The organism is Microbacterium sp. ZW CA_36 (assembly GCF_044987475.1).
GTDB lineage: Bacteria > Actinomycetota > Actinomycetes > Actinomycetales > Microbacteriaceae > Microbacterium.
The window spans coordinates 1-23,915 of sequence record NZ_JBJDRL010000043.1; the positions used below are offsets into that span (position 1 = coordinate 1).

General features: G+C 70.7%; 21 protein-coding genes, 1 tRNA gene, 1 pseudogene and 1 riboswitch. Of the genes and pseudogenes, 3 read left to right on the top strand and 20 right to left on the bottom strand.

Annotated features, from left to right (window positions below):
- The 8 genes and pseudogenes from ACI3KX_RS15825 to ACI3KX_RS15860 all read right to left on the bottom strand — a co-directional run.
- Positions 1–493: pseudogene (locus ACI3KX_RS15825) on the bottom strand (transcription termination factor Rho); the annotation flags it as partial.
- A gap of 202 nt (positions 494–695) precedes the next feature.
- Positions 696–1,661 (bottom strand): homoserine kinase, encoded by a 966-nt coding sequence (gene thrB, locus ACI3KX_RS15830; RefSeq protein WP_349426927.1) that lies wholly within the window; start codon positions 1,659–1,661, stop codon positions 696–698.
- Entirely contained in the window at positions 1,658–2,776 is a 1,119-nt protein-coding gene (gene thrC / locus ACI3KX_RS15835) for a threonine synthase (protein WP_404910324.1), read from the bottom strand. Before thrC ends, thrB begins: the two co-directional genes overlap by 4 nt.
- A 19-nt stretch (positions 2,777–2,795) precedes the next feature.
- Complete coding sequence (locus tag ACI3KX_RS15840; protein ID WP_404910325.1) at positions 2,796–4,109, bottom strand: homoserine dehydrogenase; 1,314 nt, start codon at positions 4,107–4,109, stop codon at positions 2,796–2,798.
- Positions 4,106–5,596 (bottom strand): diaminopimelate decarboxylase, encoded by a 1,491-nt coding sequence (lysA, locus tag ACI3KX_RS15845; protein WP_404910326.1) that lies wholly within the window; start codon positions 5,594–5,596, stop codon positions 4,106–4,108. The genes ACI3KX_RS15840 and lysA overlap by 4 nt, the downstream gene beginning before the upstream one ends.
- A gap of 166 nt (positions 5,597–5,762) precedes the next feature.
- A complete protein-coding gene (locus ACI3KX_RS15850) occupies positions 5,763–6,587 on the bottom strand; it encodes a DUF2993 domain-containing protein (protein WP_404910327.1) in 825 nt (274 codons plus the stop codon).
- 2 nt (positions 6,588–6,589) lie between these two features.
- On the bottom strand, positions 6,590–8,257 hold the full coding sequence (locus ACI3KX_RS15855) for an arginine--tRNA ligase (protein WP_404910328.1): 1,668 nt from the start codon (positions 8,255–8,257) through the stop codon (positions 6,590–6,592).
- A 49-nt stretch (positions 8,258–8,306) separates the two neighbouring features.
- A complete protein-coding gene (locus ACI3KX_RS15860; protein ID WP_363357799.1) occupies positions 8,307–9,161 on the bottom strand; it encodes a transglutaminase family protein in 855 nt (284 codons plus the stop codon).
- Positions 9,162–9,321: 160 nt separating this feature from the next.
- Here ACI3KX_RS15860 and ACI3KX_RS15865 point away from each other — a divergent pair, with 160 nt between their 5' ends.
- Positions 9,322–10,146, top strand: a complete 825-nt coding sequence (locus tag ACI3KX_RS15865; protein WP_404910329.1) for an SGNH/GDSL hydrolase family protein — start codon at positions 9,322–9,324, stop codon at positions 10,144–10,146.
- 65 nt (positions 10,147–10,211) lie between these two features.
- Here ACI3KX_RS15865 and ACI3KX_RS15870 read toward each other — a convergent pair.
- Positions 10,212–10,284, bottom strand: a tRNA-Arg gene (locus tag ACI3KX_RS15870).
- 229 nt (positions 10,285–10,513) lie between these two features.
- On the opposite strand from ACI3KX_RS15870, the gene ACI3KX_RS15875 reads away from it, so the two are divergent.
- On the top strand, positions 10,514–10,852 hold the full coding sequence (locus tag ACI3KX_RS15875) for an ATP-dependent DNA ligase (RefSeq protein ID WP_308868440.1): 339 nt from the start codon (positions 10,514–10,516) through the stop codon (positions 10,850–10,852).
- Positions 10,853–10,940: 88 nt separating this feature from the next.
- Entirely contained in the window at positions 10,941–11,204 is a 264-nt protein-coding gene (locus ACI3KX_RS15880; RefSeq protein ID WP_404910330.1) for a hypothetical protein, read from the top strand.
- A 2-nt stretch (positions 11,205–11,206) separates the two neighbouring features.
- On the opposite strand, the gene ACI3KX_RS15885 is transcribed toward ACI3KX_RS15880, so the two are convergent.
- The 11 genes from ACI3KX_RS15885 to ACI3KX_RS15935 form a co-directional block, all read right to left on the bottom strand.
- On the bottom strand, positions 11,207–12,187 hold the full coding sequence (locus tag ACI3KX_RS15885) for a cation diffusion facilitator family transporter (protein WP_404910345.1): 981 nt from the start codon (positions 12,185–12,187) through the stop codon (positions 11,207–11,209).
- A 5-nt stretch (positions 12,188–12,192) separates the two neighbouring features.
- On the bottom strand, positions 12,193–12,663 hold the full coding sequence (locus ACI3KX_RS15890) for a hypothetical protein (protein WP_404910331.1): 471 nt from the start codon (positions 12,661–12,663) through the stop codon (positions 12,193–12,195).
- Positions 12,664–12,778: 115 nt separating this feature from the next.
- The gene (locus tag ACI3KX_RS15895; RefSeq protein ID WP_404910332.1) at positions 12,779–14,650 is read right to left on the bottom strand and encodes an alkyl/aryl-sulfatase; all 1,872 of its coding nucleotides are present in this window, start codon (positions 14,648–14,650) and stop codon (positions 12,779–12,781) included.
- A gap of 38 nt (positions 14,651–14,688) precedes the next feature.
- On the bottom strand, positions 14,689–16,347 hold the full coding sequence (locus tag ACI3KX_RS15900; RefSeq protein WP_404910333.1) for a SulP family inorganic anion transporter: 1,659 nt from the start codon (positions 16,345–16,347) through the stop codon (positions 14,689–14,691).
- A gap of 62 nt (positions 16,348–16,409) precedes the next feature.
- A complete protein-coding gene (locus ACI3KX_RS15905; RefSeq protein ID WP_404910334.1) occupies positions 16,410–17,243 on the bottom strand; it encodes a mechanosensitive ion channel domain-containing protein in 834 nt (277 codons plus the stop codon).
- 386 nt (positions 17,244–17,629) lie between these two features.
- Positions 17,630–19,207, bottom strand: coding sequence for a M20/M25/M40 family metallo-hydrolase (locus ACI3KX_RS15910; protein ID WP_404910335.1), 1,578 nt, complete (start codon positions 19,205–19,207; stop codon positions 17,630–17,632).
- A gap of 182 nt (positions 19,208–19,389) precedes the next feature.
- Positions 19,390–19,710, bottom strand: coding sequence for a multidrug efflux SMR transporter (locus tag ACI3KX_RS15915; protein WP_349426894.1), 321 nt, complete (start codon positions 19,708–19,710; stop codon positions 19,390–19,392).
- Between the two features lie 9 nt (positions 19,711–19,719).
- Positions 19,720–19,785, bottom strand: a riboswitch (guanidine-III (ykkC-III) riboswitch).
- A gap of 41 nt (positions 19,786–19,826) precedes the next feature.
- Positions 19,827–20,780, bottom strand: coding sequence for a type II CAAX prenyl endopeptidase Rce1 family protein (locus tag ACI3KX_RS15920; protein WP_404910336.1), 954 nt, complete (start codon positions 20,778–20,780; stop codon positions 19,827–19,829).
- 31 nt (positions 20,781–20,811) lie between these two features.
- Positions 20,812–22,074 carry an MFS transporter gene (locus tag ACI3KX_RS15925; protein WP_404910346.1) on the bottom strand — a complete coding sequence of 421 codons (1,263 nt, stop codon included), beginning with the start codon at positions 22,072–22,074 and terminating at the stop codon, positions 20,812–20,814.
- Between the two features lie 17 nt (positions 22,075–22,091).
- Complete coding sequence (gene trmB / locus ACI3KX_RS15930; RefSeq protein WP_404910337.1) at positions 22,092–22,838, bottom strand: tRNA (guanosine(46)-N7)-methyltransferase TrmB; 747 nt, start codon at positions 22,836–22,838, stop codon at positions 22,092–22,094.
- A 112-nt stretch (positions 22,839–22,950) separates the two neighbouring features.
- Entirely contained in the window at positions 22,951–23,793 is an 843-nt protein-coding gene (locus tag ACI3KX_RS15935; protein ID WP_404910338.1) for a DUF3097 family protein, read from the bottom strand.
- Between the last annotated feature and the right edge of the window lie 122 nt (positions 23,794–23,915).

Below are 23,915 nucleotides of genomic sequence, written 5' to 3' on the forward strand. Positions count from 1 at the left end.
TGCGGGGGGCCTTCACCGGCGCTGCCGGGGCCTCTTCGCCGACGATTTCCTCGGCCACGGCCTCGGCAACGACCGCCTCGATGACGGCCTCCTCGGCGACGGCGTCGGCGGCAGCCGCCTCGGCGACCGCCTCTTCGGCGACGGCGTCGGCGATGAGCGCCTCGGCCACGGCCTCTTCGGCGACGGCTTCCGCGGCCTCCGCCGCAGCCTGATCGCCGGCATCCTCGGCGACGATCGCCTCGGCGACCGCCTCCTCGGCGACCTCTTCGGCGGCGATGGCCTCGACGACGGCCTCATCGGCGACGGCGTCGGCCACGACGGCCTCGGCCACGGCCTCTTCGGCGATCTCTTCGGCGGCGACGGCCTCGATCACGGCTTCTTCAGCCACGGCGTCGGCCGGGGCTTCGATGGTCTCGGCGTTCTCGACACCCTCGGGCGCTTCCGCGCGCTCGTCGGCCGGAACGTCAGCATGGACCTCGGAGATGGACTCCACGAGTTCTCCCTTGTGAAAAACGAACGAATGTGCACGACTCGCACAGCACTGCGGGTAGCGTCTGCCCGTCTCGATCAGTTGTCACGCCTGTCGAAACTCCCGCCGACGGGGTGAGGGACCGCGAGGGTGCTCAGCGGACGTCGGCAGGTCAGAATGCCGTGCGGTGGTTTCGCAGATTTGCGACGGAGGCCAGATTCACGTATTACGTGGAACCCTCCGCGTACTCCCTCACTGTACCACCCTTGAAGTCGACGGCGAGCATGAGCGCCTCCCACGGGGTGTCGGTCACGGCGGCGGCCAGGGCCGCCGCTTCGAGGCGTCGACCGGGGCCGTCGGCGAGCACGAGCACGCTCGGACCCGCCCCCGACACGACCGCCGCGAAGCCCTCCGCACGGAGTGCCCGCACGAGACCGTCGGTCTCGGGCATCGCGCTCGCACGGTAGTTCTGGTGGAGCTTGTCCTCGGTGGCGGCCTGGAGCAGCTCGGGACTCTGCGTGAGCGCCGCGATCAGCAGCGCGGAGCGCGAGACGTTGAAGACGGCGTCCTCGCGGGGCACCTGCATGGGCTGCAGGCTGCGCGCGAGCTTGGTCGACATCGTGAACTCCGGCACGAAGACGAGCGGCGACACGCCCCGATGGACGAGCAGCTTCTTGTGCTGGGGTCCGCCGTCATCGACCCAGGCGATCGTGAGACCGCCGAACAGCGCGGGCGCCACGTTGTCGGGGTGACCCTCCAGCTCCGTCGCCAGACGCAGCAGGGCATCCGGGCCCAGTTCCACGTCGCCCTCGAGCAGGCCCTTGGCGGCCAGCAGGCCCGACACCACCGCGGCACCCGACGAGCCGAGGCCGCGGCCGTGCGGGATGACGTTGCGGGCGACGAGGCGGAGGCCCGGCATCCGTCGTCCTGCGGATTCGAACGCGTACGCGATCGCCCGCACCACCAGGTGCGAGGCGTCGCGCGGCACGTCCGCGGCACCGGCCCCCTCGACCTCGATCTCGAGCTCGCCCTCGGGCAGCACCGTCACGTCGAGCTCGTCGTACAGGCTCAGCGCGAGGCCGAGCGTGTCGAAACCGGGCCCGAGGTTCGCGCTCGTCGCCGGAACCCGCACCACGACCCGGCGCCCGGGGAGGGCGCCGTGGCCGGATGCGGCCGCGACGGCTGCGCTCACGCGCGCGGTCCCTGAGCTTCGACAGACTCGGCGGCAGCGGCGGCCGGCGCCAGTTCGAGGACGGATGCCACTTCCGACGTCGTGGCGTCGACCACGGTGGGCTGGACCTCCGAGCCGTCGGCGTTGCGCAGTGCCCAGTGCGGGTCCTTGAGGCCGTGGCCGGTGACCGTCAGCACGACGCGCGCACCCTGCGGCACCACGCCGGCCTCGACGCGGTCGAGGAGTCCCGCGACGCTGATCGCCGACGCCGGCTCGACGAAGATCCCGACCTGGCCGGCGAGGAGCTTCTGCGCCGCGAGGATGCGGTCGTCGTCGATGGCGCCGAAGTAGCCGTCGGTCGCCGCGCGCGCCTCGAGGGCGAGGTCCCACGATGCGGGGTTGCCGATGCGGATCGCGCTGGCCACCGTCTCGGGGTTCTTCACGACCTCGCCGCGCACGAGCGGCGCGGAGCCCTCGGCCTGGAAGCCGAACATCCGCGGCACGCGGGTCGACACGTTCGCCGCGGCCTCCTCGGTGTAGCCGCGCGTGTAGGCGGTGTAGTTGCCCGCGTTGCCGACGGGGATGAAGTGGAAGTCCGGCGCGTCGCCCAGCTGCTCGACGATCTCGTACGCCGCCGTCTTCTGTCCGTCGATGCGGTCGGGATTGACCGAGTTCACGAGGTGGACCGGGTAGTTGTCGGCGAGCTCGCGCGCGATCTCGAGGCAGTCGTCGAAGTTGCCGCGGATCTGGATGAGGCGGCCGTTGTGCGCGACGGCCTGGCTGAGCTTGCCCATCGCGATCTTGCCCTCGGGAACGAGGACCGCCGCCGTGATGCCGGCGTGCGCCGCGTAGGCGGCGGCCGAGGCCGACGTGTTGCCGGTCGAGGCGCAGATCACGGCCTTGGCGCCGTGGTCGATCGCGCGCGACACGGCGACCGTCATCCCACGGTCCTTGAACGACCCGGTGGGGTTCATGCCCTCGAACTTCACCCACACGTCCGTGCCGGTGAGGCGCGACAGCGCCGGTGCGGGCAGCAGCGGGGTGCCGCCCTCTCCCAGCGTGACCACGGTCGAGGCATCCGTCACGCCCAGACGATCTGCGTACTCGCGGAGGACTCCGCGCCAAACATGTGCCATGTCAGTCTCCTTCAGACCCTCAGTTGCCTTCGACCCGCAGAACCGAGACGACGCGCTCCACGACGCCGCTGGCGGCCAGTCGGTCCACCGTCTCGCTCAGGTCCTTCTCCAACGCCTTGTGCGTGCCGATCACCAGTCGGGCGACGCCGCCCTCGTCGTCGCCCGATTCGACGACCGTCTGCTCGACGGTGGCGATCGAGACGCGCCCCTCGCTGAGGATGCCGGCGACAGTCGCGAGCACCCCCGGCTGGTCGTCGACCTCGAGCGTGATCTGGTAGCGCGTGGTGACACGTCCGACGGGCACGATGGGCAGGTTCGCCAGCGTCGACTCGCCGACGCCCACGCCGCCGGCGATGTGGCGCCGCGCCGCCGACACGACGTCGCCGAGCACGGCCGACGCGGTCTGCACGCCGCCGGCGCCGGCGCCGTAGAACATGAGGTTGCCCGCGGCCTCGGCCTGCACGAACACCGCGTTGTTGGCGCCGTGCACGCTGGCGAGCGGGTGGGCGCGGTCGATGAGCGCCGGGTACACCCGCACCGAGATGGACTCGCCGGACTCCTCGGTCAGGCGCTCGCACACCGCCAGCAGCTTGATGACGTAGCCGGCGTGGCGCGCGGCATCCATCATCGACGAGTCGATCGACGAGATCCCCTCGCGGTGCACCGCCTCGAGCGGCACCGTCGTGTGGAACGCCAGGCTCGCGAGGATCGCGGCCTTCTGCGCGGCGTCGTAGCCCTCGACGTCGGCCGTCGGATCGGCCTCGGCGTATCCGAGGCGCTGCGCGTCGGCGACCACCTCCGAGAACTCGGCGCCCTCGGTGTCCATGCGGTCGAGGATGTAGTTGGTCGTGCCGTTGACGATGCCCATGATGCGCTGCACGCGGTCGCCGGCCAGCGAGTCGCGCAGCGGCCGGATGATCGGGATCGCGCCGGCCGCCGCGGCCTCGTAGTAGACCTCGGCGCCCACCTGGTCGGCCGCGTCGAAGATCTCGGGGCCGTGGGTCGCGAGCAGCGCCTTGTTGGCGGTCACGACGTCGGCGCCCGAGTTGATCGCGTGCAGGAGGTACGTGCGCGCCGGCTCGATGCCGCCCATGAGCTCGATGACGATGTCGGAGCCGACGATGAGCGAGTCCGCGTCGGTGGTGAAGAGCTCCGGGGGCAGCTCGACGTCGCGCTTGGCGTCGACGTCGCGCACCGCGATGCCGACCAGCTCCAGCCGTGCTCCCGCCCGGTCGGCGAGCTCGTCGGCGTGCTGGCGCAGCAGCGCCGCGACCTGCGAGCCGACGGCTCCGGCTCCCAGCAGTGCGACGCGGAGACGGCGGTAGTCGGTCACTTCGACTCGCTTCGCTCGCTCAGTACGGGCATCCGTTGTTTCCCTTCCATCGGTGCGTCCGCGAGGGGACGCCCAGCTTCGAACACAGCCGTCTCGAGGCCGGCATCGCGGGCGAGCAGATCCTCGATCGTCTCGCCGCGCACGATGACGCGCGCCTCTCCCCCGCGCAGCGCCACGACGGGCGGGCGGGGGACGTAGTTGTAGTTGCTCGCGAGCGAGAAGCAGTAGGCGCCGGTCGCGGGCACGGCGAGCAGATCGCCGGGCGACACATCGCCCGGGAGGTACTCGGCGTCGACGACGATGTCGCCCGACTCGCAGTGCTTTCCGACGACCCGCGCGAGCGCCGGCTCGGCGTCGCTCGTGCGCGACGCGATCCGCGCCGAGAACTGTGCGCCGTACAGGGCGGGGCGGGCGTTGTCGCTCATGCCGCCGTCCACGCTGACGTACAGGCGCGTGTCGCCGCTCTCGAGCGCGACCGGCTTGGTCGTGCCGACCTCGTAGAGCGTCACGCCCGCGCGGCCGACGATCGCACGACCGGGCTCGAAGGCGAGGTGGGGAACCGGGATGCCGCGCACCTCGCACTGCCGCGCGACGGCCTCGGCGATGCCGAGCGCGAGCGCCTCGATCGGCGTCGGGTCGTCGACAGACGTGTAGGCGATGCCGAAGCCGCCGCCGAGGTTGAGCACCGGCAGCTCGCCGCCCTCGCGCAGCTCGGCGTGGAGCTCGACGATGCGCGCGGCGGACTCCTCGAACCCGGCGGTGCCGAAGATCTGCGAGCCGATGTGGCAGTGCAGACCCACGAACTCCAGGCCCGGCAGCTCGCGGATGCGCGCCACGGCGGCCGGGGCATCCGTCAGCGTGAAGCCGAACTTCTGGTCTTCGTGGGCCGTCGCGAGGAAGTCATGGGTCTCGGCGTGCACGCCGCTGTTCACCCGCAGCAGCACCGCCTGTGAGACCCCGCGGCGCTCGACGATCGCCGCGAGACGCTCGATCTCGATGAGACTGTCGATGACGATGGACCCGACGCCCGCCTCGACGGCGCGCTCGAGCTCGGGCACGGACTTGTTGTTGCCGTGGAAGCCGAGGCGCGCCGGATCGGCACCCGCCGCGAGGGCGACCGCCAGCTCGCCGCCGGTGCAGACGTCGACCGCGAGCCCCTCCTCGGTCACCCAGCGCACCACCTCGGTGGTCAGCAGCGCCTTGCCGGCGTAGTACACGCGGGCCTGCACGCCGTGCAGCGCCGCCGCCGCGCGGAAGGCGTCGAGCGTGCGCCGTGCCGTGGCGCGCACCTCGTCCTCGTCGACGACGTAGAGCGGCGTTCCGAACCGGTCGCGCAATGCCGTCGCCGGGATGCCGCCGAGCTCGAGGACGCCCTCCTCGTCGCGCGTCGCCGCGGTCGGCCAGACCGCCGGGGCGAGAGCGTTCGCGTCGGCGGGGCGTTCCAGCCATGCGGGAGCGACGGAACGGGTATGCGGGTCGGCGGACACGGTGGACCAATCGGTGGGAGCTTCGACGCGTGGCCGTCCGGGGATGGTGGTACGGCGTTGCCGGCCGGAGGGGTCACGCTCTGGCGGTGACACGGGTCTCCGGCGGTGCTAGAAGTCTAGGGCACTCGGCTCCCGGCCCCCGTGCCGTGTGACGCCCCGCGGCGTCTCAGGCGCACGTGCCGTTCTGCTGAAGGGCGGGATCCGTGGCGATCGAGCCGTCGACGTCGAAATCGGCGACCAGGAGGTCGCCGTCCACCTCGACGCCGCTGAGCGTGACACCCGCCGGCAGATACTGCGCGATGCAGATGTTCCAGTCGCGCAGCACGGCATCGGCGAGTCCGCCGAACTGGTCGCGCAGCGCGTCGGCGGTGACCTCTGAGTCGCCGAGCTGGAAGGACGCGGGCGAGAGGACGATCTGCCCGTCCGCCGCCGAGGGCGTCAGCGCCACCCCGATGGGGATGGCGACGCCGAACAGCTGCAGATCCAGCGACATCGTGACGTTCGGGGCCGCCAGGCCGACGGTGTCGGAGGGGAAGCCCTCGACCGTCGCCAGCAGCGTCTGCAGCTGGGCCTCGTCGAACGAGACCGTGGCGGTCGCACCGCTCATCTCGCCGGTGGCACGCACCGCCACATCGTGTGCGGTGACCGTGACGTCGCCGGTGACGCCGCCGAAGGTGACGTCGTCGGACGCGATCGTGAGGTCGTCGATGCTGCCGCCGATGAGCTGCGGGATCATGGCGCCGGCGACCTCGACGTCGATCTGCTGATCGGCCGGCAGCGCCAGCTGCGTGCGCACCTGGTCGCGCACCACACCGGTCACGATCTGGCGCGCGATCGCGTCAGCCGCGAACCACGCGGCGACGGCGAGCACCGCGACGATCGCGAACGCCACGATCCACGGCCACACGCGGCGCCGCGGAGCCGGCGCCGGCGCGGTGGGCACCATGTCGTCGGGAAGGGGTTCGGTCGCCTGCGTGTCGCCGTGGGCCATGTCTACATCCGTTCCGGTGCGGTCACGCCCAGCAGATCGAGTCCGTTGCGCAGCACCTGTCCCGTGGCGTCGTTGAGCCACAGGCGGGTGCGGTGAACCGGCTCGACGGGCTCGTCGCCCAGCGGGATGACGCGGCAGTTGTCGTACCAGCGGTGGTAGAGCCCGGCGAGCTCCTCGAGATAGCGGGCGACGCGGTGCGGCTCGCGCACCTCGGCGGCGAACCCGACGATGCGCGGGAACTCCTGCAGCGCGCCGAGAAGCGCCGACTCGGTCTCATGCGTGAGCAGCTCCGGCGCGAACTCCGAGCGGTCGACCCCGGATGCCGCGGCGTTTCGCCCGACGTTGTGCGTGCGCGCATGCGCGTACTGCACGTAGAAGACGGGGTTGTCGTTCGTGCGCTTGCGGAGGATCTCGGGGTCGAGCGTCAGCGGCGAATCGGCGGGATAGCGCGCCAGCGAGTACCGCAGGGCATCGGTGCCGATCCAGTCGCGCAGGTCGTCGAGCTCGATGATGTTGCCCGCGCGCTTGGACAGCCGTGCGCCGTTGACCGACACCAGCTGGCCGATGAGCACCTCGATGTCCTTGTCGGGATCGTCACCCGCCGCGCCGGCGAGCGCCTTCAGGCGGTGGACGTAGCCGTGGTGATCGGCACCGAGCAGGTAGATCTTGTGCGCGAACCCGCGGTCGCCCTTGTTGAGGTAGTAGGCGGCGTCGGCGGCGAAGTAGGTGTACTCGCCGTTGGATCGGCGGATGACGCGATCCTTGTCGTCGCCGAAGTCAGTGGTGCGCACCCAGACGGCGCCCTCGTCGTCGAAGACGTGGCCCTGCTCGCGCAGGCGGTCGACCGCCTCGTCGACGAGACTGGGCTCGCCGTTCGATCCCTTCGCGTGGAGCGTCCGTTCGCTGAAGAACACGTCGAAGTGGACGTTGAACTTCTCGAGCGAGGCCTGCAGGTCGCCCAGCTGGAGTTCGTACGCGCGGTCCCGCGCGACGGCGAGCTGCTCGTCGGCCGGCAGCGACGGCAGGTCGGGCACGGCCGAGAGGACGCGCTGGGCGAGGTCGTCGATGTACGAACCCGGGTAGCCGTCCTCGGGGGTCGGCTCGCCCTTCGCGGCTGCCAGGACGGAACGGCCGAACCGGTCCATCTGGGCGCCCGCGTCGTTCACGTAGAACTCGCGCACGAGCGTCGCGCCGCTGGCCAGCAGCAGACGCGCCATCGAGTCGCCGAGCGCGGCCCAGCGGGTGTGGCCGATGTGCATCGGACCGGTCGGGTTCGCGCTGACGAACTCGAGATTGATCGTGTTGCCCCGCTGCGACTCGTTCGTGCCGAAGGCGGCGCCGGCATCGACGATGGTCTTCGCGAGCGCGCCGGCGGCGGCGGCGTCCAGCCTGATGTTGATGAAGCCGGGACCGGCGACCTCGACGCCCGCGACGCCGTCGACCTCGGCGAGCCCGGCGGCGATGTCGGCCGCGAACTCGCGCGGGTTCGCGCCGACGACCTTCGCCAGCTTGAGCGCCGCGTTGGACGCCCAGTCGCCGTGGTCGCGGTTCTTGGGCCGCTCGAGCGGCAGATCCGCGGGGGTCAGCCCCTCGGCCGCACCGGGTCGTCGTGCCTCGGCGAGCGGGGCGACGACGGCGAGCAGGGCGGCGGAGAGGGCTTCGGGATTCATAACCGCCCCAGTCTAATTGGAGCGGCCCGTGGGCCTCGGCCCTGCGGGGTCAGGAGATCTGCACCAGCGCGCCGAAGTCGTCGGCGGCAGGATCGGATGCCGCGGGCAGCACGTCGGGCAGCGCGTGGAATCCGTCGAGGGTCGCGTCGTCGGGGACCACCCACGCGTCCACACGCAGGCGCGTGAGGCCGACGTAGCCGCCGTGGTAGCTGAGGAACGCGCAGTCCGCGGCGTCGCGCCCCGTCGCGATGCGCACGAGCGACCTCCGGTTCGCGAGGCGGGTCGCGTCGATGACGTACCAGGCGCCGTCGAGGTACGCCTCGGCCACGGCGTGGAAGTCCATGGGGCGCAGGCCCGGCGCGTAGCAGGCGGCGTAGCGCGCCGGCATGTCCATCGCGCGCAGCAGGGCGATGACGACATGCGCGTAGTCGCGGCATACGCCCTGCCCGGTCATCAGGGTCGTCACGGCGCTGTCGGTGCCCTGGCTGAGGCCGGGGGTATAGGTCGTGCTCGTCGAGACGAACTCCGACACCGCCGCGATGAGGTCGTGGCCGGACAGTCCCTTGAACTGCCGGCGCGCCTGCTGGAACACCTCGTCGGACTGCGCGTACCGGCTCGGGCGCAGATAGGTGATGGCCTCGAGATCGCTCGTGCGGCTCGTCGACGCCTGCCCGTCGACCGTGGCCTCGTAGCGGATCTCGAGGCGACCCGGCTCGCCCGTGAGGCGGTGCAGCCGGCTCCCCGACTGGTCGACGATCTCGGTCGGGGTGTACACGCGATCGCCCTGGGTGAAGGTCAGCTGCTCGTTCGAGACCGGCACCGCCTGGGCGGCCGCGATCTGGAAGATGAGGTCGACGGATGCCCCCAGTTCGAGGTCCATCTCAGCGGTCACGACGCGTTGCACCGAAGTATCCTCGCACGCCGCGGCGGCTGCGTCGCACGGACTTCCACAGGCTCGGCCGCAGCCGGCGGACGGCGGTGCGGAACCTCAGGATCCGCTGCGTGGAATCCCCTGTTCACGGCGCATGTTCGGTGTTCGCCGATCGATGACTTACCCTCTTCTCATGCACGCGCCCGGCCGCACCCGAGCACGGCGGCTGCTGCTCCCCCTGCTGGGCGCTGCGCTGGCCGTCGCTGCGGTGTGCGCCGTGGCGGTCCTGCGCCCCTGGGGCGCGCCGGAGCCGGTGGCTCCCGTGGCCGTGGCAGAAGGCGATGCCGGCGTCGCGGCATCCGTCCCGCCCGCCCCTCTCGTGCTCGAGGACGACGCACGGGTGCTGGTGTTCGGCGACTCGTGGGTCTACGGATCGGCTGCGACCGTGCCGACCCTCGGTTTCGCGTACCTGCTCGCCGACGAACTCGGCGTCGAGACGGTCGTGGACGGGGTGCGCGGCAGCGGCTACCTGAAGCCCGGCCTGGACGGGCCGGCCTACGGCGAGCGCATCGACGCCCTCGACCCCGCGCTCGACCCCGACGTCATCATCGTCGAAGGCTCGATCAACGACCGCAAGCTGTACCCGACCGGTTACCGGGGTGCCGTCACGGCAGCGTGGGACGCGCTCGCGGCCCGTTACCCCGACGCGGCGATCGTCGTCCTCGGCCCCTCCCCGCAGGTCCTGCCGGTCGAGAGCTCCACGCGCAGCATCGACGCCGATCTGCGCGAGCTGGCCGCCGCCCGCGGCTGGTGGTACATCTCGCCGATCGCCGACGACTGGATCACCACCGCCAACTACCTCGACGTCATCGACACCGGTCCGATCGGCCGCGATCATCCCTCGACCGATGGCCACGCGTACCTCGCCGGGCGGGTCGCCGACGCCGTCGAGAGCATGGCGCAGCAGCCGGCGATCGTGGCCGACGCGCCGCACGAGGAGGACGCCCTCACCCGGTGACCCCCGGGCGGTCGGAGATCTCCCCGGAAACGAAGAATCCCAGGCGAACCTGGGATTCTTTCTTGTGCCCCCGACAGGAATCGAACCTGCGACCTTTGGTACCGGAAACCAACGCTCTATCCCCTGAGCTACGGAGGCGTGCCGATCGAGACTACCATCCCGCCGGGGTCGGCTTTTCACGGGCCGGCACCCGGCCGAGCCCGGCGCGCGATGGGGCGACATCGATCACGAGGTGCTCAGGCGTCCCGTGTCAAGGGCTGGCCACGACCCGCACTCAGGGGAAGGATCGGAGCTGTACCTGATCGCCGTCGGCCCTGCAGCCACCCCAGCGCTACGTTCGCCGGCGGGCCGAGAGCGGAGGCGCACGATGGGAAAGCTGACCTACGAGGGGACGGTGAAGGTCGATTTCGACGACCGGACACTCGCACACCTGCAGCTGGTGATCGGCACCAAGCTCCGGCGCGGGGAGCCCTTCCACTTCACGTGGCGCGACGACGTCAGCATCGGCGACGGACGCACCACCATCTGGGTGCACCCTCGCTGCGCCCTCGTGTACAAGTTCTACGGCAGCCGCACCCCGCAGCTGAATCCCGCCTGGATCGACGCGCTCGCGTACACTGCGAACTCGCCCTCGGGCCTGTATCTCGTTCCCGAACCGGCGCAGTCGGCGCCGGTCACCTCGCCGGAGCACGAGCTGCTCAGCTGAACGGTTACGGGAACCTCGCCGTCTTGTCAAGGCATTGGCCGCGCGGCCCTGCGCAGTGCCATGGTGTAGCCCGCGGACGGGAGCGATCATGAAGAGGATCGACATCTATTACGGCGGGGAGCACTACAGCATCGGGGGACGCCGCTTCGAAGACCTCAGGGAGGAGATCGAGGCGGGGATGACCGCAGGACCGTACTGGCTCGAGGTGAATGACGGCGAAGGTCAGATGCGCGCTGCGCACCTGCTGCTGATGCCCGGCGTCCCCCTGGCGATCGTTCCGGTCCCCGACGAGTATCCCGGGCCGTCGTCGGACGGTGCGTCGTCCGAGGCGGGACCGCCGCGGGTCGGCTGAGGTCATGCGTCGCGGTGCGATTCCTGGCGTGCCGCCGGCTCGGCCTCGTCCGGAAGACTGGCCGCCACGATCACGACGACGTCCTGCACCTTCCAGTCGAGCCGTGCGACGGCGGTGCGCGCCTCTTCGATCTTGTCGAGGCGCACATCGTCGTGGGTCGGCACCACGAACACCTCCACATGGAACACCTGTCCCATGTCGCGCATGCGCACCGCGCTCTCACGCACCCACGGGAACTCCGCGACGCGGTTCGCGATGCGCGCGATGAGCGGGTGGGGGCGGGCGTCGTCCTCGGTGCGGGCGCGCTGGTCGATGAGATCGCGCACCGCGGCGCGCGAGTTCCGCCAGCCGTCCCACACGATGCCGAGCGAGATGAAGAGGGCCGCGGCGCCGTCGAGCCACCAGAGGCCGATGCCGACGCCGAGCACGCCGACGATCGACGCCACGGTGGAGGTCCAGTCCGCCTTGGCCATGTCGGCATCCGCGTACAGCACCTTGTTGTGCAGCTTCGGCGCCAGCTTCGCCTTGGCATGGCCGTAGAAGAACGGGCCGATCACGATGACGCTCATCACCGCGACCATGAACCAGCCGAGCCAGATCGTCTGGCCGAAGAGCTGCACCGTGCCGATCGAGGGGTGCTCGCCGCTCACGAGACCGCTGATCGCCTCGTACGCGAGGTTGCCGCCGACGGCCAGCAGCGCCACCCCCGCCACCAGGTGCCCGACGCCCATCACGCGGTGCAGACCGAACGGGAAGGCACGCGTGGGTCGGCGCCGGATGAAGATCAGCGCGACCAGGAAGGAGATCTGCGGGATGAGGGAGAGCATGTCCTCGATCCACGCGGTCCTCATCGCCTGGGATCCGCCGACGACCAGGCCGATGACGCCGATCGTCACCAACGTGTAGCCGATCGTGAACCATTCCCAGCGGATGGCGCTGCGCAGGGCCTTCTGCTGCTCAGGGGGCAGGTCCGTGCGTCCCATGGTCTTCACGGCGCGACCTCCTGGTCGAGGTATCCCTCGATGGCGGCCTGCCACGCGTTCTCCCCCAGCGGCACCAGCAGCACCACCGGCCCGCGTGCTCCGGGGATGGTGTCGTAGGCCCGCGTCACCGCGACCCGATCCGACCACGGCGTCGCGTCCGTCATCCCGCCGATCGCCACGTCGAGCTCCCCCGCCTCAAGGTCGTCGACGAGGTCCTCCTCACTGCCCACCGTCCACTCGACCTTCGCGTCGACCGACTCGGCGAACCCCTCGACGAGCTCGGCGAGGGAGCCGCCCACCTCGGAGCCGTCGACGGTGACGAGCTCGCCTGAGGCCGACGCCCCGGCTTGGAGCACTCCCCCGCGCACTCGATCGAGCGTGCCCTGCGGGTCGGTCGGCACTGTGACTCCGCACCCCGAGACGCCCAGCGCGATCACCAGCAGGGGCACGCCGCACACGCGTCGCCACCGGTTCATGATCCGAGTGTTGCGAACCGCGCCGGCAGCGGGGAGCGCCTTGACCCTCTGCGCGGCGCCTGCTACCGCAGATCGCCGGCATCGCGGGGGCGATGCCGGCGATCTGGAACCGGGGTTACGGGAGGACGATCTCGAAGTTCGGATCGGCCTCGTCGAGCACGCCGAGGATCTGCTGCAGGACACCCGCGTCACCGCGGATGTCGATGCCCGCGCTCTCGGTGTCACCGCCCGCCAGCTGGATCAGGCGCGGCTTCGACAGCGTCAGCTGCAGCGGCGTGGTGGCGTCGGGCTCCCGCTCGACGTAGATCAGCACCCCGTTGCGCAGCGTCAGATGGAAGCTGCGACCGAGGTCGGTGAGCGTCAGATCCACGGCGAGGTCGAGGTCCCACGCCTTCGGGCCGTCGACCCGGATGGCGAGGGCGTCCAGGAGCTGCTCGGGGGTGAGCTGGGCGATGATGAGCGGCGCCGCCGTCTGGGTGGGGGTGCCGAAGTTGCCTTCGCGCAGCTCTGTCGCGCCCGAGAGGTAGAAGTTGCGCCAGGTGCCGTTCTCGGCGCCGTAGGCGAGCTGCTCGAGCGTGTCGGCGTACAGCGAGCGCGCGGCGGCGTGGTCGGAGTCGGCGAACACGGCGTGGTCGAGGAGCGTCGCCGCCCACCGGAAGTCCCCCGCGTCGAATGCGGCCTGCGCAAGCTCTACGACCCGATCGATGCCGCCGATCGCGTCGACGTAGCGCTCGGCCAGAGCCTCGGGCGGGTGCGGCCACAGACGTGCCGGGTTGCCGTCGAACCAGCCCATGTAGCGCTGGTAGATCGCCTTGACGTTGTGACTGACCGACCCGTAGTAGCCGTGCGTGCTCCACGACGCCTCGAGCGCCGGCGGCAGCTGGATCAGCTCGGCGATCTCGGCGCCGTTGTAGCCCTGGTTCAGCAGGCGCAGCGTCTGGTCGTGGAGGTAGCCGTACAGATCGCGCTGGATGGCGAGGAACTCGTTGACGGCCTCGTTGCCCCACGTCGGCCAGTGGTGCGACGCGAACACCACGTCGGCCTCGTCGCCGTACCGCTGGATCGCCTCGGTGAGGTACTGCGACCAGATGTGCGGGTCGCGCACCACGGCGCCGCGGAGCGTCAGAAGGTTGTGCAGGGTGTGCGTGGCGTTCTCGGCCATGCACAGCGCGCGGTAGCGCGGCAGGTAGAAGTGCATCTCGGACGGCGCCTCGGTGCCAGGGGCCATCTGGAACTCGAACTCCACGCCGTCGATCGTGTGGGTCTCGCCGGTGGCCCTGACCTCGAGCGTCGGCGGCAGGATCGTGGCGTCACCGGTCGACGTCGTCTGACCGAGGCCCGCGCCGACCTGTCCGCGAGGCCCGCGGTCGAGCGCCGCGCCGTACATGTACCCGGCGCGGCGCCCCATCGCCGTGCCCGCATAGACGTTCTCGGCGACAGAGTGCTCGAGGAACCCCTCGGGCACGACGATCTGCACCTTGCCCGCTTCGACATCCTCCTGGCTGACGATGCCGAGCACGCCGCCGAAGTGGTCGATGTGACTGTGCGAGTGGATCACCGCGTGGATCGGACGGTCGCCGCGGTGCGTGCGGTACAGCGCCATCGCCGCCGCCGCCGTCTCGACCGAGATCAGCGGGTCCACGACGATCACGCCGGTGTCGCCCTCGATCACCGACATCACCGAGAGGTCGAGGCCCCGCAGCTGGTAGATGCCGGGAACGACCTCGAAGAGGCCGTGCTTGGCCACGAGCTTCGACTGGCGCCACAGGCTCGGGTGCACGGAGTCGGGGGCGTCGCCCTGCACGAAGTCGAAGGTGGAGGCATCCCACACCACGTCGCCCTTGTCGTTGCGGATCTTCGGGTCGTCGAGCGTTCCGAGGAACCCGCGCTCCGCCGCGGCGAAATCGTCGACGTCGTCGAACGGCAGGGACGCCAGGGCCTTCGCCTGAGCCTCCCTGATCGACGCTTCCGGTTCGCGCTGCTGCATCTGCTTCTCCCTTTCCTGCCGGCCGGGTGACCGGATCCTCAGTCTTGCGGAGGCCGGTCGCGGTCGGCAAGCGCCGCGACGGCCGCTCTGTTGGTGGCGAAGAACGCCTGACCGGACAGCAGTCCGAGCTCTTCCAGGCGGGCCCTGGTGGGAGGCCGGACACGGCTGAACGCGAGCGTCACGTCATTGTCGTGGAGCCAGTGCTCGAGGGATTCGAACGCCTCGGCGCCGGTGACGTCGATGTCGGTCACGGCCTCCATGTCGATCACCACGTGGTGCACCGGCTGGTCGGCGCCGGTGACGGCGCGCTTGACCGCCGCGGCGAACACCGCGCCGTTCGCGAAGAAGAGCGGCGCGGCCAGGCGCACCACCACCAGGCCGGGCGCTGTGGTGGCCCCCGTGGGGGCGTCTTCGAGCAGGGACTGCTTCGTGTCGTCGTCGGCCTCGAGCACGTCGATGGCCGGATTCGCCGCGCGCTTGGCGAGGTTGATGAGCGCGAGGACGAAGGCGACGAGGATGCCGGGGATCGCGCCGACGAAGACGGTGACGAGGAAGCAGGTGGCGGCGACCGCGAACTCGAAGCGGTCCTGACGCCACAGCCGCCGGAACTCCCGGATGCCCAGGAGCGGCAGGATCGCGACGGCGACCACCGCGCCGATGGCGGGCGACGGGATGTCGGCGAGGAGCGCGGTGCCGAACAGCAGGAGCAGGAGTGTGCCCGCCGCGAGCACCAGGGAGGGCAGCTGGGTGCGTGAACCCGCCTGGTCCATCGCTGCGGTGCGCGAGGTCGAGGACCCCATCGCGAAGCTGCCCTGCGCGCCGGCGGCGATGTTGCCGAGGCCGAAGGCGAGCAGGTCGCGATTCGCGTGGAACGGGTAGCCGCGCTTCTCGGCGTACGACCGCGAGACGAGGAGCCCTTCGGCCGTGGTGACGAGGGTGAGTGCGATCGCCGAGGGAATCAGCGCGAGCCACATCGTCCAGTCGAGGAGCGGCCACGTGAGCGCCGGCGGTCCGGCCGGCACCTCGCCCAGCACGTCCACGCCCAGCTCGTCCAAGCCGGTGAGCACCACCACCAGTGTCGAGACGACGAGCACCACCAGCGCCCACGGGACCGCCTTGAGGAACCGGGCGCCGAGAAGGAGAACCGCGACCGATGTCACCGAGATCAGCACCGACCAGAGGTTCGCCGTCCCCAGCCCGGTCACCAGTCCGACGGTCTTGTCGAGGAACTCTCCCCCGGAGTCGATCTTCACCCCGAGCATCTTGGCGACCTGGCTGACCATGATGTCGAGCGCGAGTCCGCCCACGAACCCGACGAGGATCGGCTTCGAGAGGAAGTTCGCGAGGAAGCCGAGCTTGAACACCGACATCAGCACGAACAGGATGCCGCTGATGATCGCCTGCGCCAGCGCGAGCGTCGCATAGTCGGCGCTGCCGGCGGCCGCGAGACCGCCCACCGACGAGGCGACGAGCGCGGCGGCCGCGGCATCCGGGGAGGCGACGACCTGACGCGACGACACCACCAGCGCATAGATGATCGTCGGGACGATCAGGGCGTACAGGCCCGCCGTCGGCGGCAGCCCGGCGATCTGGGCGTAGCCGATGTTGAGGGGCACGGCGATCGCCAGGAGGGTGACGCCCGCGGTGAGCTCGGTGGCGAGATTGCGCGTGGTCAACCCCGCGAGAGGTCGCTGCATGCGGGCTCCTGGGAGGCGTGGGGAGGCGGTGGTCGTTTCCACCCTGCCACGGGAAGGGCCGGTCACACCGGATCGCCCGGCACGAGCGGCGGAACGACCGTCTCGCTCGTGACGGTCGCCGCCCACCCGCGTTCGGCCAGTCCGGTCGTGATCGCCGCCACGACGGCCGACGTCACGCTCAGCCCGTTCGACGTGTCATGCCAGAACTGCACCCGGGCGGTGACCCGGGCGTCCGACACGGCTGACAGCAGCACGCCGGCGCCCGGTTCGGGGTGCACGCCGTCGACGGCGGCCGCGGCATCCGTCAACGCCGCGATGATGTCGTCGAGGCTTGCGCCGGCGCGCTCGACGCGCACTTGGACCTCGCTGCGCCTCCCGCCGTGCCGCGAGTTGTTGACGAGCGTCTCGGCCAGCAGTTTCCCGTTGGGCACATGGGCGGTGCGGCCGTCGGGCGTGACGAACACCACGGCGCGGGAGTTCAGCTCGACGACGGTGCCGGTGAGAGGCTCGCCGTCGGGTCCTTCGACCGTGATGTCCTCGCCGAGGGTGACGGGCTTGCGCGTCGCGATGAGCACGCTGGCGGCGAAGTTGTCGGCGACGCCGCGCAGCACGAGCACCGCGACGACGGCCATCACCAGCACGATGGCCAGCACCGGCTGCATGTTCGCACCGAGGATCGCCAGCGCGATGCCCGCCCCCAGCAGCAGCAGCGTGTACTGTGCCACGCGCGCGGCGAACCGCGTCGCCGCGGGGGTCGCCGTCGGCAGGTGACCCATGAGGTCGATGACGCCGCGTCTGGCGAACCGCGACGCGATCCATCCCGCCAGCAGCGCCAGCACCGCTCCGAGCACCTGCCACCATGTGATCGGAGTGCTCAGGAATGTGCTGAAATCCACCCCGTCAGGATACGAGCGGGCTCGGCGGCGCCGGGCGAGCCTCGCCGGGGCTCCGGCTTCGTGCACGAGCCCCGGCGATGCCCGGCGCACAGCGATGATCCCCTCGGTGCCTAAGCGCCGGGGGGATCGTCTGCACGAAGTATGGTTTCCGTATCCGGCTCCCTTTCGGGTTCCTCGTCTCTGTGTTCACTTCGCACTATCGAATGTCCTCCCCCGCACGGGCGTCGTCAAGGGTTCACCCGGAAGTCATCTCGACGTCAGGTTGACAGTGAGAGACGTCCGGGGTGACGGATGCCGAGGGCACATCACGGACGACCACCCCCGGAGTGACCCGGGGGTGGTCGTCGCAACCGCTGTCCGCGGGGCGGGGACGAGCCCGCGCCGCGTCACTGGGCGAACCGCTCCTTCATGGCGTCCATGCTCTTGCCCGCGCCGTGAGACTTGCCGGGAGAGCTGACCCCGTTCACGGTGGACGTGTCGAACGCGAACGTCATGACCGCCGCGGCGACGGCATCCGCGTTCACGTCGAGCGCGAACGTGTTGATGTTGCCGACGAGGTCGTAGTCCTCGCGCAGCGCGTCGTACAGCGCCTCGTCCTGGCCGGCCCCCGTGAGGTTGTCGCACGGCTGGTGGTAGCACGGGTCGTAGGATGCGCCGATCACACCGCCGTAAAGCGCGGCCTCGGCGGCCGTCTTCTTCACCTCGGCACCGGTGAACAGGCCTCCCGCCGGAATGCCGACGGCGATGAACGGGCCGTAGTCGGAACGTCCCGAGAACTCGCTGTCCTGCGACGGCAGCCCTCGGCTGTCGTAGAAACCCTCGAAGACGTCCTCGATCTGCGCCGAACCCTCGGGGATGAATCCCGGCGCGGCGGTGCCGCCCGAGTTGTCCCCGTCGTAGATGCCGAACATGTAGTTCGGCGACCCGATCATGTCGAAGTTGAGGTAGAGCGCGATGTCGTCCACCTCGTCCTCCGACAGTGCGCCGACGTAGTGCTCGGAACCGAGCAGACCCGACTCCTCGGCGCCCCACCACGCGAACCGCACGGTGTTGTTCGGCTTGGTCTTCTGCATCTGGATCGCCGTCTCCAGCAGCCCTGCGCTGCCCGAGCCGTTGTCGTTGATACCGGCGCCGTCCTGCACGCTGTCGAGGTGCGCTCCGGCCATCACGGTGTTGACGTCGTTGCCGTCCGCCGTCTCGGCGAGCACGTTCCACGTCGTGCGCACCTCCTGGTCGTAGTCGACGGTGACCGTCACGCTCGCGCCCGGGGTGCTCGCGAGGTCGACCCCTGCCGAGTATGTGACGAAGACCGCGGGGATCGTGAGTCCGGGCGCCTCGCCGATCATGCCGACGAGGCTGTCGTCACCGGGGTTGTTCCGGATGATGACCGCTTCGGCACCGGCGGCCTGAGCGTTCACGGCCTTCACCGCGAACCCGCAGCCACCCCGCTGGAGGAGCACGACGGAATCGGGTGGGAGCACGCCGAAGTCAGCGGCCGTGCATCCGCTCGTGTTGTCGGGCGAGGGCAGGTCGACGAGCACGAGGGATCCGGTCGCGGTGCCCTCCGGGCTTCCGGTGTCGAACTCATTGCGCACGAAGTCGTCGCCGTCCACGTAGGAGGTCGTCGTGCCCCCGACTGTGCGGGTGAGCACGTTGTTCTCGTCGAAGTAGTCGAACGCGAACGCCTGCACCTCGGGCGTGTAGCCCGCGGCCTCCAGCTGCGAGACGACGTAGTCGACGGATGCCGCGTACCCGGGTCGTCCGGCGGCACGGTCCCCGTGCTCGTCGGCGATCGCCTGGAAGGCTTCGAGATGCTCCATCACCCCCTCGAGGGTGACGGCCTTCGTGATCTTGGCCACCGAGTTGTTGTTCGGTGCCGCATACGCGGGACTGGCTAGTGCGACGGCGCCAGTGAGGGCCGCCGCGGTGGCGATGGCCCAGGTGCGCCTGGTTCTCTTCGGCATGGTGGTGCCTTTCCGCCGACGACCCCTTTGGCATCGGCATTCTCCGGGGATGCTCCCACACCGTGTCGCGCAGAGCCAGACCTGGCGCGCCGGATTCATCGAGACCTCATCCGGGAACCCGTCGACGACGACGGACCGGATGCCGCGGCATCCGGTCCGTCGTCGTCAAGCGGTCAGCGACCTCACTCGTGGCCGACGAGCTTGAGGCCGACGACGCAGCCCACGAGCCCGAGGATCAGCAGCATCCTGACGATCGAGAACGCCTCGTCGCCGGTGATCATCGCGTACGCGACGGTCAGCGACGCACCGATCCCCACCCACACCGCGTAGGCGGTGCCGGTGGAGATGTCACGCATGGCCCACGCCAGACCGCCCATGCTCAGCACGAGCGAGACGCCGAAGATCACGGTCGGCCAGAGCTTGGTGAAGCCCTCGCTCTTGCCGAGCGCGGTGGCCCAGACGGCCTCGAGGATTCCGGAGACGATGAGAACGACCCACGACATGACTGTGCTCCTGGCCAGTCTTGTCGCTCACCGGGTACTGATCCGTCGTCCGGGGATCCGGTCGGGGATCCGTGCGCCAGCCTAGCCACTGCCCCTGGGCACGGCCTGGGCAGCGCTCACACCAGGAACAGCCCGTCGAACAGCCCGGGATTGTGCGCGTGGACGAGCACGAGGAACACCACGGCGTCGAAGAGCAGGTGCACCGTCACGACGTAGGTGAGCGATCGCGTCTTCATGAAGATGAACCCCTGCAGCAGGGCGAACGGGATCGTGAGCAACGGACCCCAGGCCTGATAGCCGAGCTCCCACAGGAACGACACGAACACCACCGACTGCAGCAGGTTCGCCTGCCAGAACGGGAAGTGGCGCCGAAGCAGGGCGAGACACGTGCAGATGAAGAAGAGCTCGTCCCAGATGCCGACCGCGCCGACCCCCACGAACAGCCGCGCAATGAGCTCGGGCGTGTCGACGACCGGCCAGTTGAGGTAGACACCCGAGGTGATGAAGTAGAACGGCAGGATCAGCCACCCGAGGACGAGCACGGCGACCAGCCACGTCCACTGGAACCGGGTCCAGCGTCCGCCGCCGCGCCAGGGGAAGCGGATCGCGTGGTCGCGGAACACCCACCGCGAGATCGCGTACGGCACGGCCACGGCACCGCCGAGTGCGAGCGCGAATCGCAGGATCGCGAGGTTGTCGAGCTCCGCCTTCAGCGGGATGAGGCTCACGATGAGCAGGCCCGCCGCGATGAGCGACAGGTCGCGCACCAGCGACGGCGGGCGACGGATGCCGGCGGTCGCGGTCGTGGCGGATCCGGCGACCGCGCGCTCGGCCCGCCGCCCGTCTGGCGCCGCGCGATCGAGGGGCGGGAGACGACCCTCGTCGCCGGCATCCGTCCGCGCGGTCAGGAGCGCGATCGCGAGTCCCGCCGCCAGCAGCAGCCAGCCGAGCCACGGCACCCTCACGACGAAGAACGCCGGGGCGGCCAGGCACACGAAGAGGGCGGGGACCAGGCCCCACGACCACGCTGCGACGACCGGCGCGGGTGGGGCGTCAGGGTGTACGGGCATGCGGGCGGCTCCAGATGGGGACGGATGCGGTTCAGCGATCGAGCGGATGCGCGATCTCATCCTTCGCCATCCCCGCCACCAGATAGGCCAGCACGCCGAGGACGAGCGGGATCACGCCCGCCGCGATGAAGATCGCCTCGATGGGCACCACCTCCGCGAGCGGGCCCGCCAGCGCCATCGACAGCGGCATGAGCGCGAGCGACACGAAGAAGTCGAGGCTCGAGACGCGCCCGAGCATGCGTCGGGGCACGCGACGCTGCAGCAGCGTTCCCCAGATCACGTTGCCGTAGCTGAACCCGAACCCCACCAGGAACAGGCACAGTGCCATGACCCAGTAGTCGTGCGTGATGCCGACGATCGCGAACGGCAGCGTGCTGACGGACCAGACGCCGATCATCACCGTGAGGTACCGGCGCGGCAGCCTCATCGACGACACCACGATGGATCCGAGAACGCCGCCGATCCCGTAGATCGCGAGGAGGAAGCCGAACAGGCGCGGGTCCGCACCGATGCGCTCGCGGGTGAGGAATGGCAGCAGCACCTCTTCCGGCCCCAGGAACACGAGCACCCAGCCGGTCGCGAACAGCAGCGTCCACAGCAGCCAAGGGGTGCGGACGGTGAAGCCGACGGCCTCGCGCAGGTCGTGGAACACGCCCCGCACGCCCGCCGGCGGCTCGTGCTCCTCGCCGGCCGCGACGGGCGGCTCGGGGCGGACGAACAGCAGCAGCACCAGGGCGAGCACGGCGGCGACGATGATGCCGGCCGCGGCGGGGCCTGCGGCCTGCTGCAGCGCCGGGCGGATGGCGCCCTCGAGGCCGTTCGCCGCGAGCAGCTGCGCAGGCGGCAGGATGCGCGGCAGGATCGCGCTGTAGGCCGGGAAGAAGAAGCCGGCGCCCGCCCCGAGGACGAAGGCGACCATGGCGAGGTGCGGGATCGTCACCACGCCGAGCGCGCCGGCCACGGCGATCGACGAGATGGCGAGGAGGTTCAGCAGCTCGACGATGCGCAGCAGCAGGCGCCGCGGGACGCGGTCCGCGGCGATCCCCCCGGGGATCGCGCACAGCAGCAGCCCGACGGCGTTCGCGGCGGCGACCACCGAGAGCTGCACCGGGCCACCGCCCGCGTCGATGACCGTGTAGACCATGACGACGGCCCACATGCCGGCGCCGAAGATCGACAGCACGACGGCGCCGAACAGCATGCGGAAGTCGCGGTGCGCGAGAGGGCGCACGAAGCGCCACGTGTCGCGGCGCGCCGTGGGCGCGGAGTCCGGCGTCGGGTCGGGCCCCGCCATGGGGCCGGGCGCTGCGCTCATGACCTCGCGACGCGGCGGTACGAGAGATCGCGGATGTCGCGTCCCACGCGCGCGCCCTTGCGCTCGAACGCCGTGAGCACCCTGCCCTCGAAGCGCGGCGCCCAGTCCCCCTCGAACGTCGGCTCGAATTCCGCCGCGGCGGCCATGACGTCGCGCATCTGCCGCGCGTAGTCCTCCCAATCGGTCGCCAGGCGCAGCACGCCGCCGTCACGGAGGGCGCCGGCCGCGATCTGCGCGAACCCGTCGGCGACCAGGCGCCGCTTGGTGTGCTTCTTCTTGTGCCACGGATCCGGGAAGAACACCCACAGCTCGTCGACGGATGCCGCGGGCAGCAGGTGCTGCAGCGCCTCGGGAGCGTTGGCCTCGACCAGGCGCAGGTTGCTCGCACCGGCGCGGTCGGCATCCAGCATGGTGCGGGCAAGACCCGCCCGGAAGACCTCGATCGCCAGGAAGTCGGTGTCAGGCCGCGAGGTCGCGGCGTGCACGATCGCGTGCCCCTGGCCCGATCCGATCTCGACGACGAGCGGCGCGTCGCGGCCCCACACGGCGACGGGATCGATCGAGGAACCCGGCAGGATGCTGGTGGCCGCCGAATCGCGGGGCACCTCGATCACGTACCGCGGGGCCAGCTCGGTCCAGGCGCGCTCCTGCGCCTCCGACATCCGTCCGCTCCGGCGCACGAACGACACCGGCTTCTCACGGAAGGGGCGGGGTTCGGGGGCCGGCGTGGCAGGGTTCGTCACCCCACCAGGCTACCGAGCGCGCCGGACGCCGCCGTCTCGTGCGAGTGCGGCGCTCGCCGACGCAGCCCTCGCAGGAGGCTGCCGCGTTCGGGACCGGATGCCGGCAGTGCCGCTACTGCGGCACCGTGACGAAGTCGATGAGCTCCTCCACGCGCCCCAGGAACGCCGGCTCGAGGTCGCGATAGCTCTTCACCGACGCCAGGATGCGCTGCCAGGCCCGCGCGATGTCGGCCTGGTCGCGCGCCGGCCAGCCGAGCGCGCGGCACACGCCCACCTTGAACTCGATGCCGCGCGGCACCTCGGGCCAGCGCTCGATCCCCACTGCGCGCGGGGTGACGCACTGCCACACGTCGATCCACGGGTGACCCACGATGAGCACGTGCGCGCCATGGCGTCCGCGCGCGATCGCGTCGGCGATACGCGACTCCTTCGACCCGGGCACGAGGTGATCGACGAGGACGCCGTAGCGGCGCTCTGCCGACGGCGGCTCCTCGTCCAGCGCGGCGTCCAGCAGATCGATGCCCTGCAGGTATTCCACGACGACGCCCTCGGCGCGCAGGTCGTCGCCCCACACCCTCTCGACGAGCTCGGCGTCGTGGCGGCCCTCCACGAGGATGCGGCTCGCCCGCGCCGTGCGCGCCCGAGCGTCCGCGGCGGCGAACGACCCCGACGCGGTCCGCTTCGGCCCGGTGGCGACCGGTGCCGCGGCCGGCGGCCCCAGCACGACGTCCCTGCCGTCGATGAGGAATCCGGGGCCCAGCGGGAACATGCGGCGGCGACCGGTTCGGTCTTCGAGCTCGACCACGCCGCTCGCGACGCCCACGACGGCCCCGCAGAATCCGTCCTCCGCCACCTCGACGACGAGATCGCGGGATGCCGGCACGCGCGGGAGCTCCCGCACCCCGTGCCCCTTCCACCCCGTGGCCAGTACATCGGCGCCGTAGCGATCGTCCATGGTCCTCCTCCGGATCGGCAAGATTACCGGCCGGTGAGTGCGAGGCGCGGGAGCGACCCGGGTGGCCGGGGTCACGGGTACGTTCTCGGCGAACACACATCCGGGGCGGAGGCCGTGGGCTA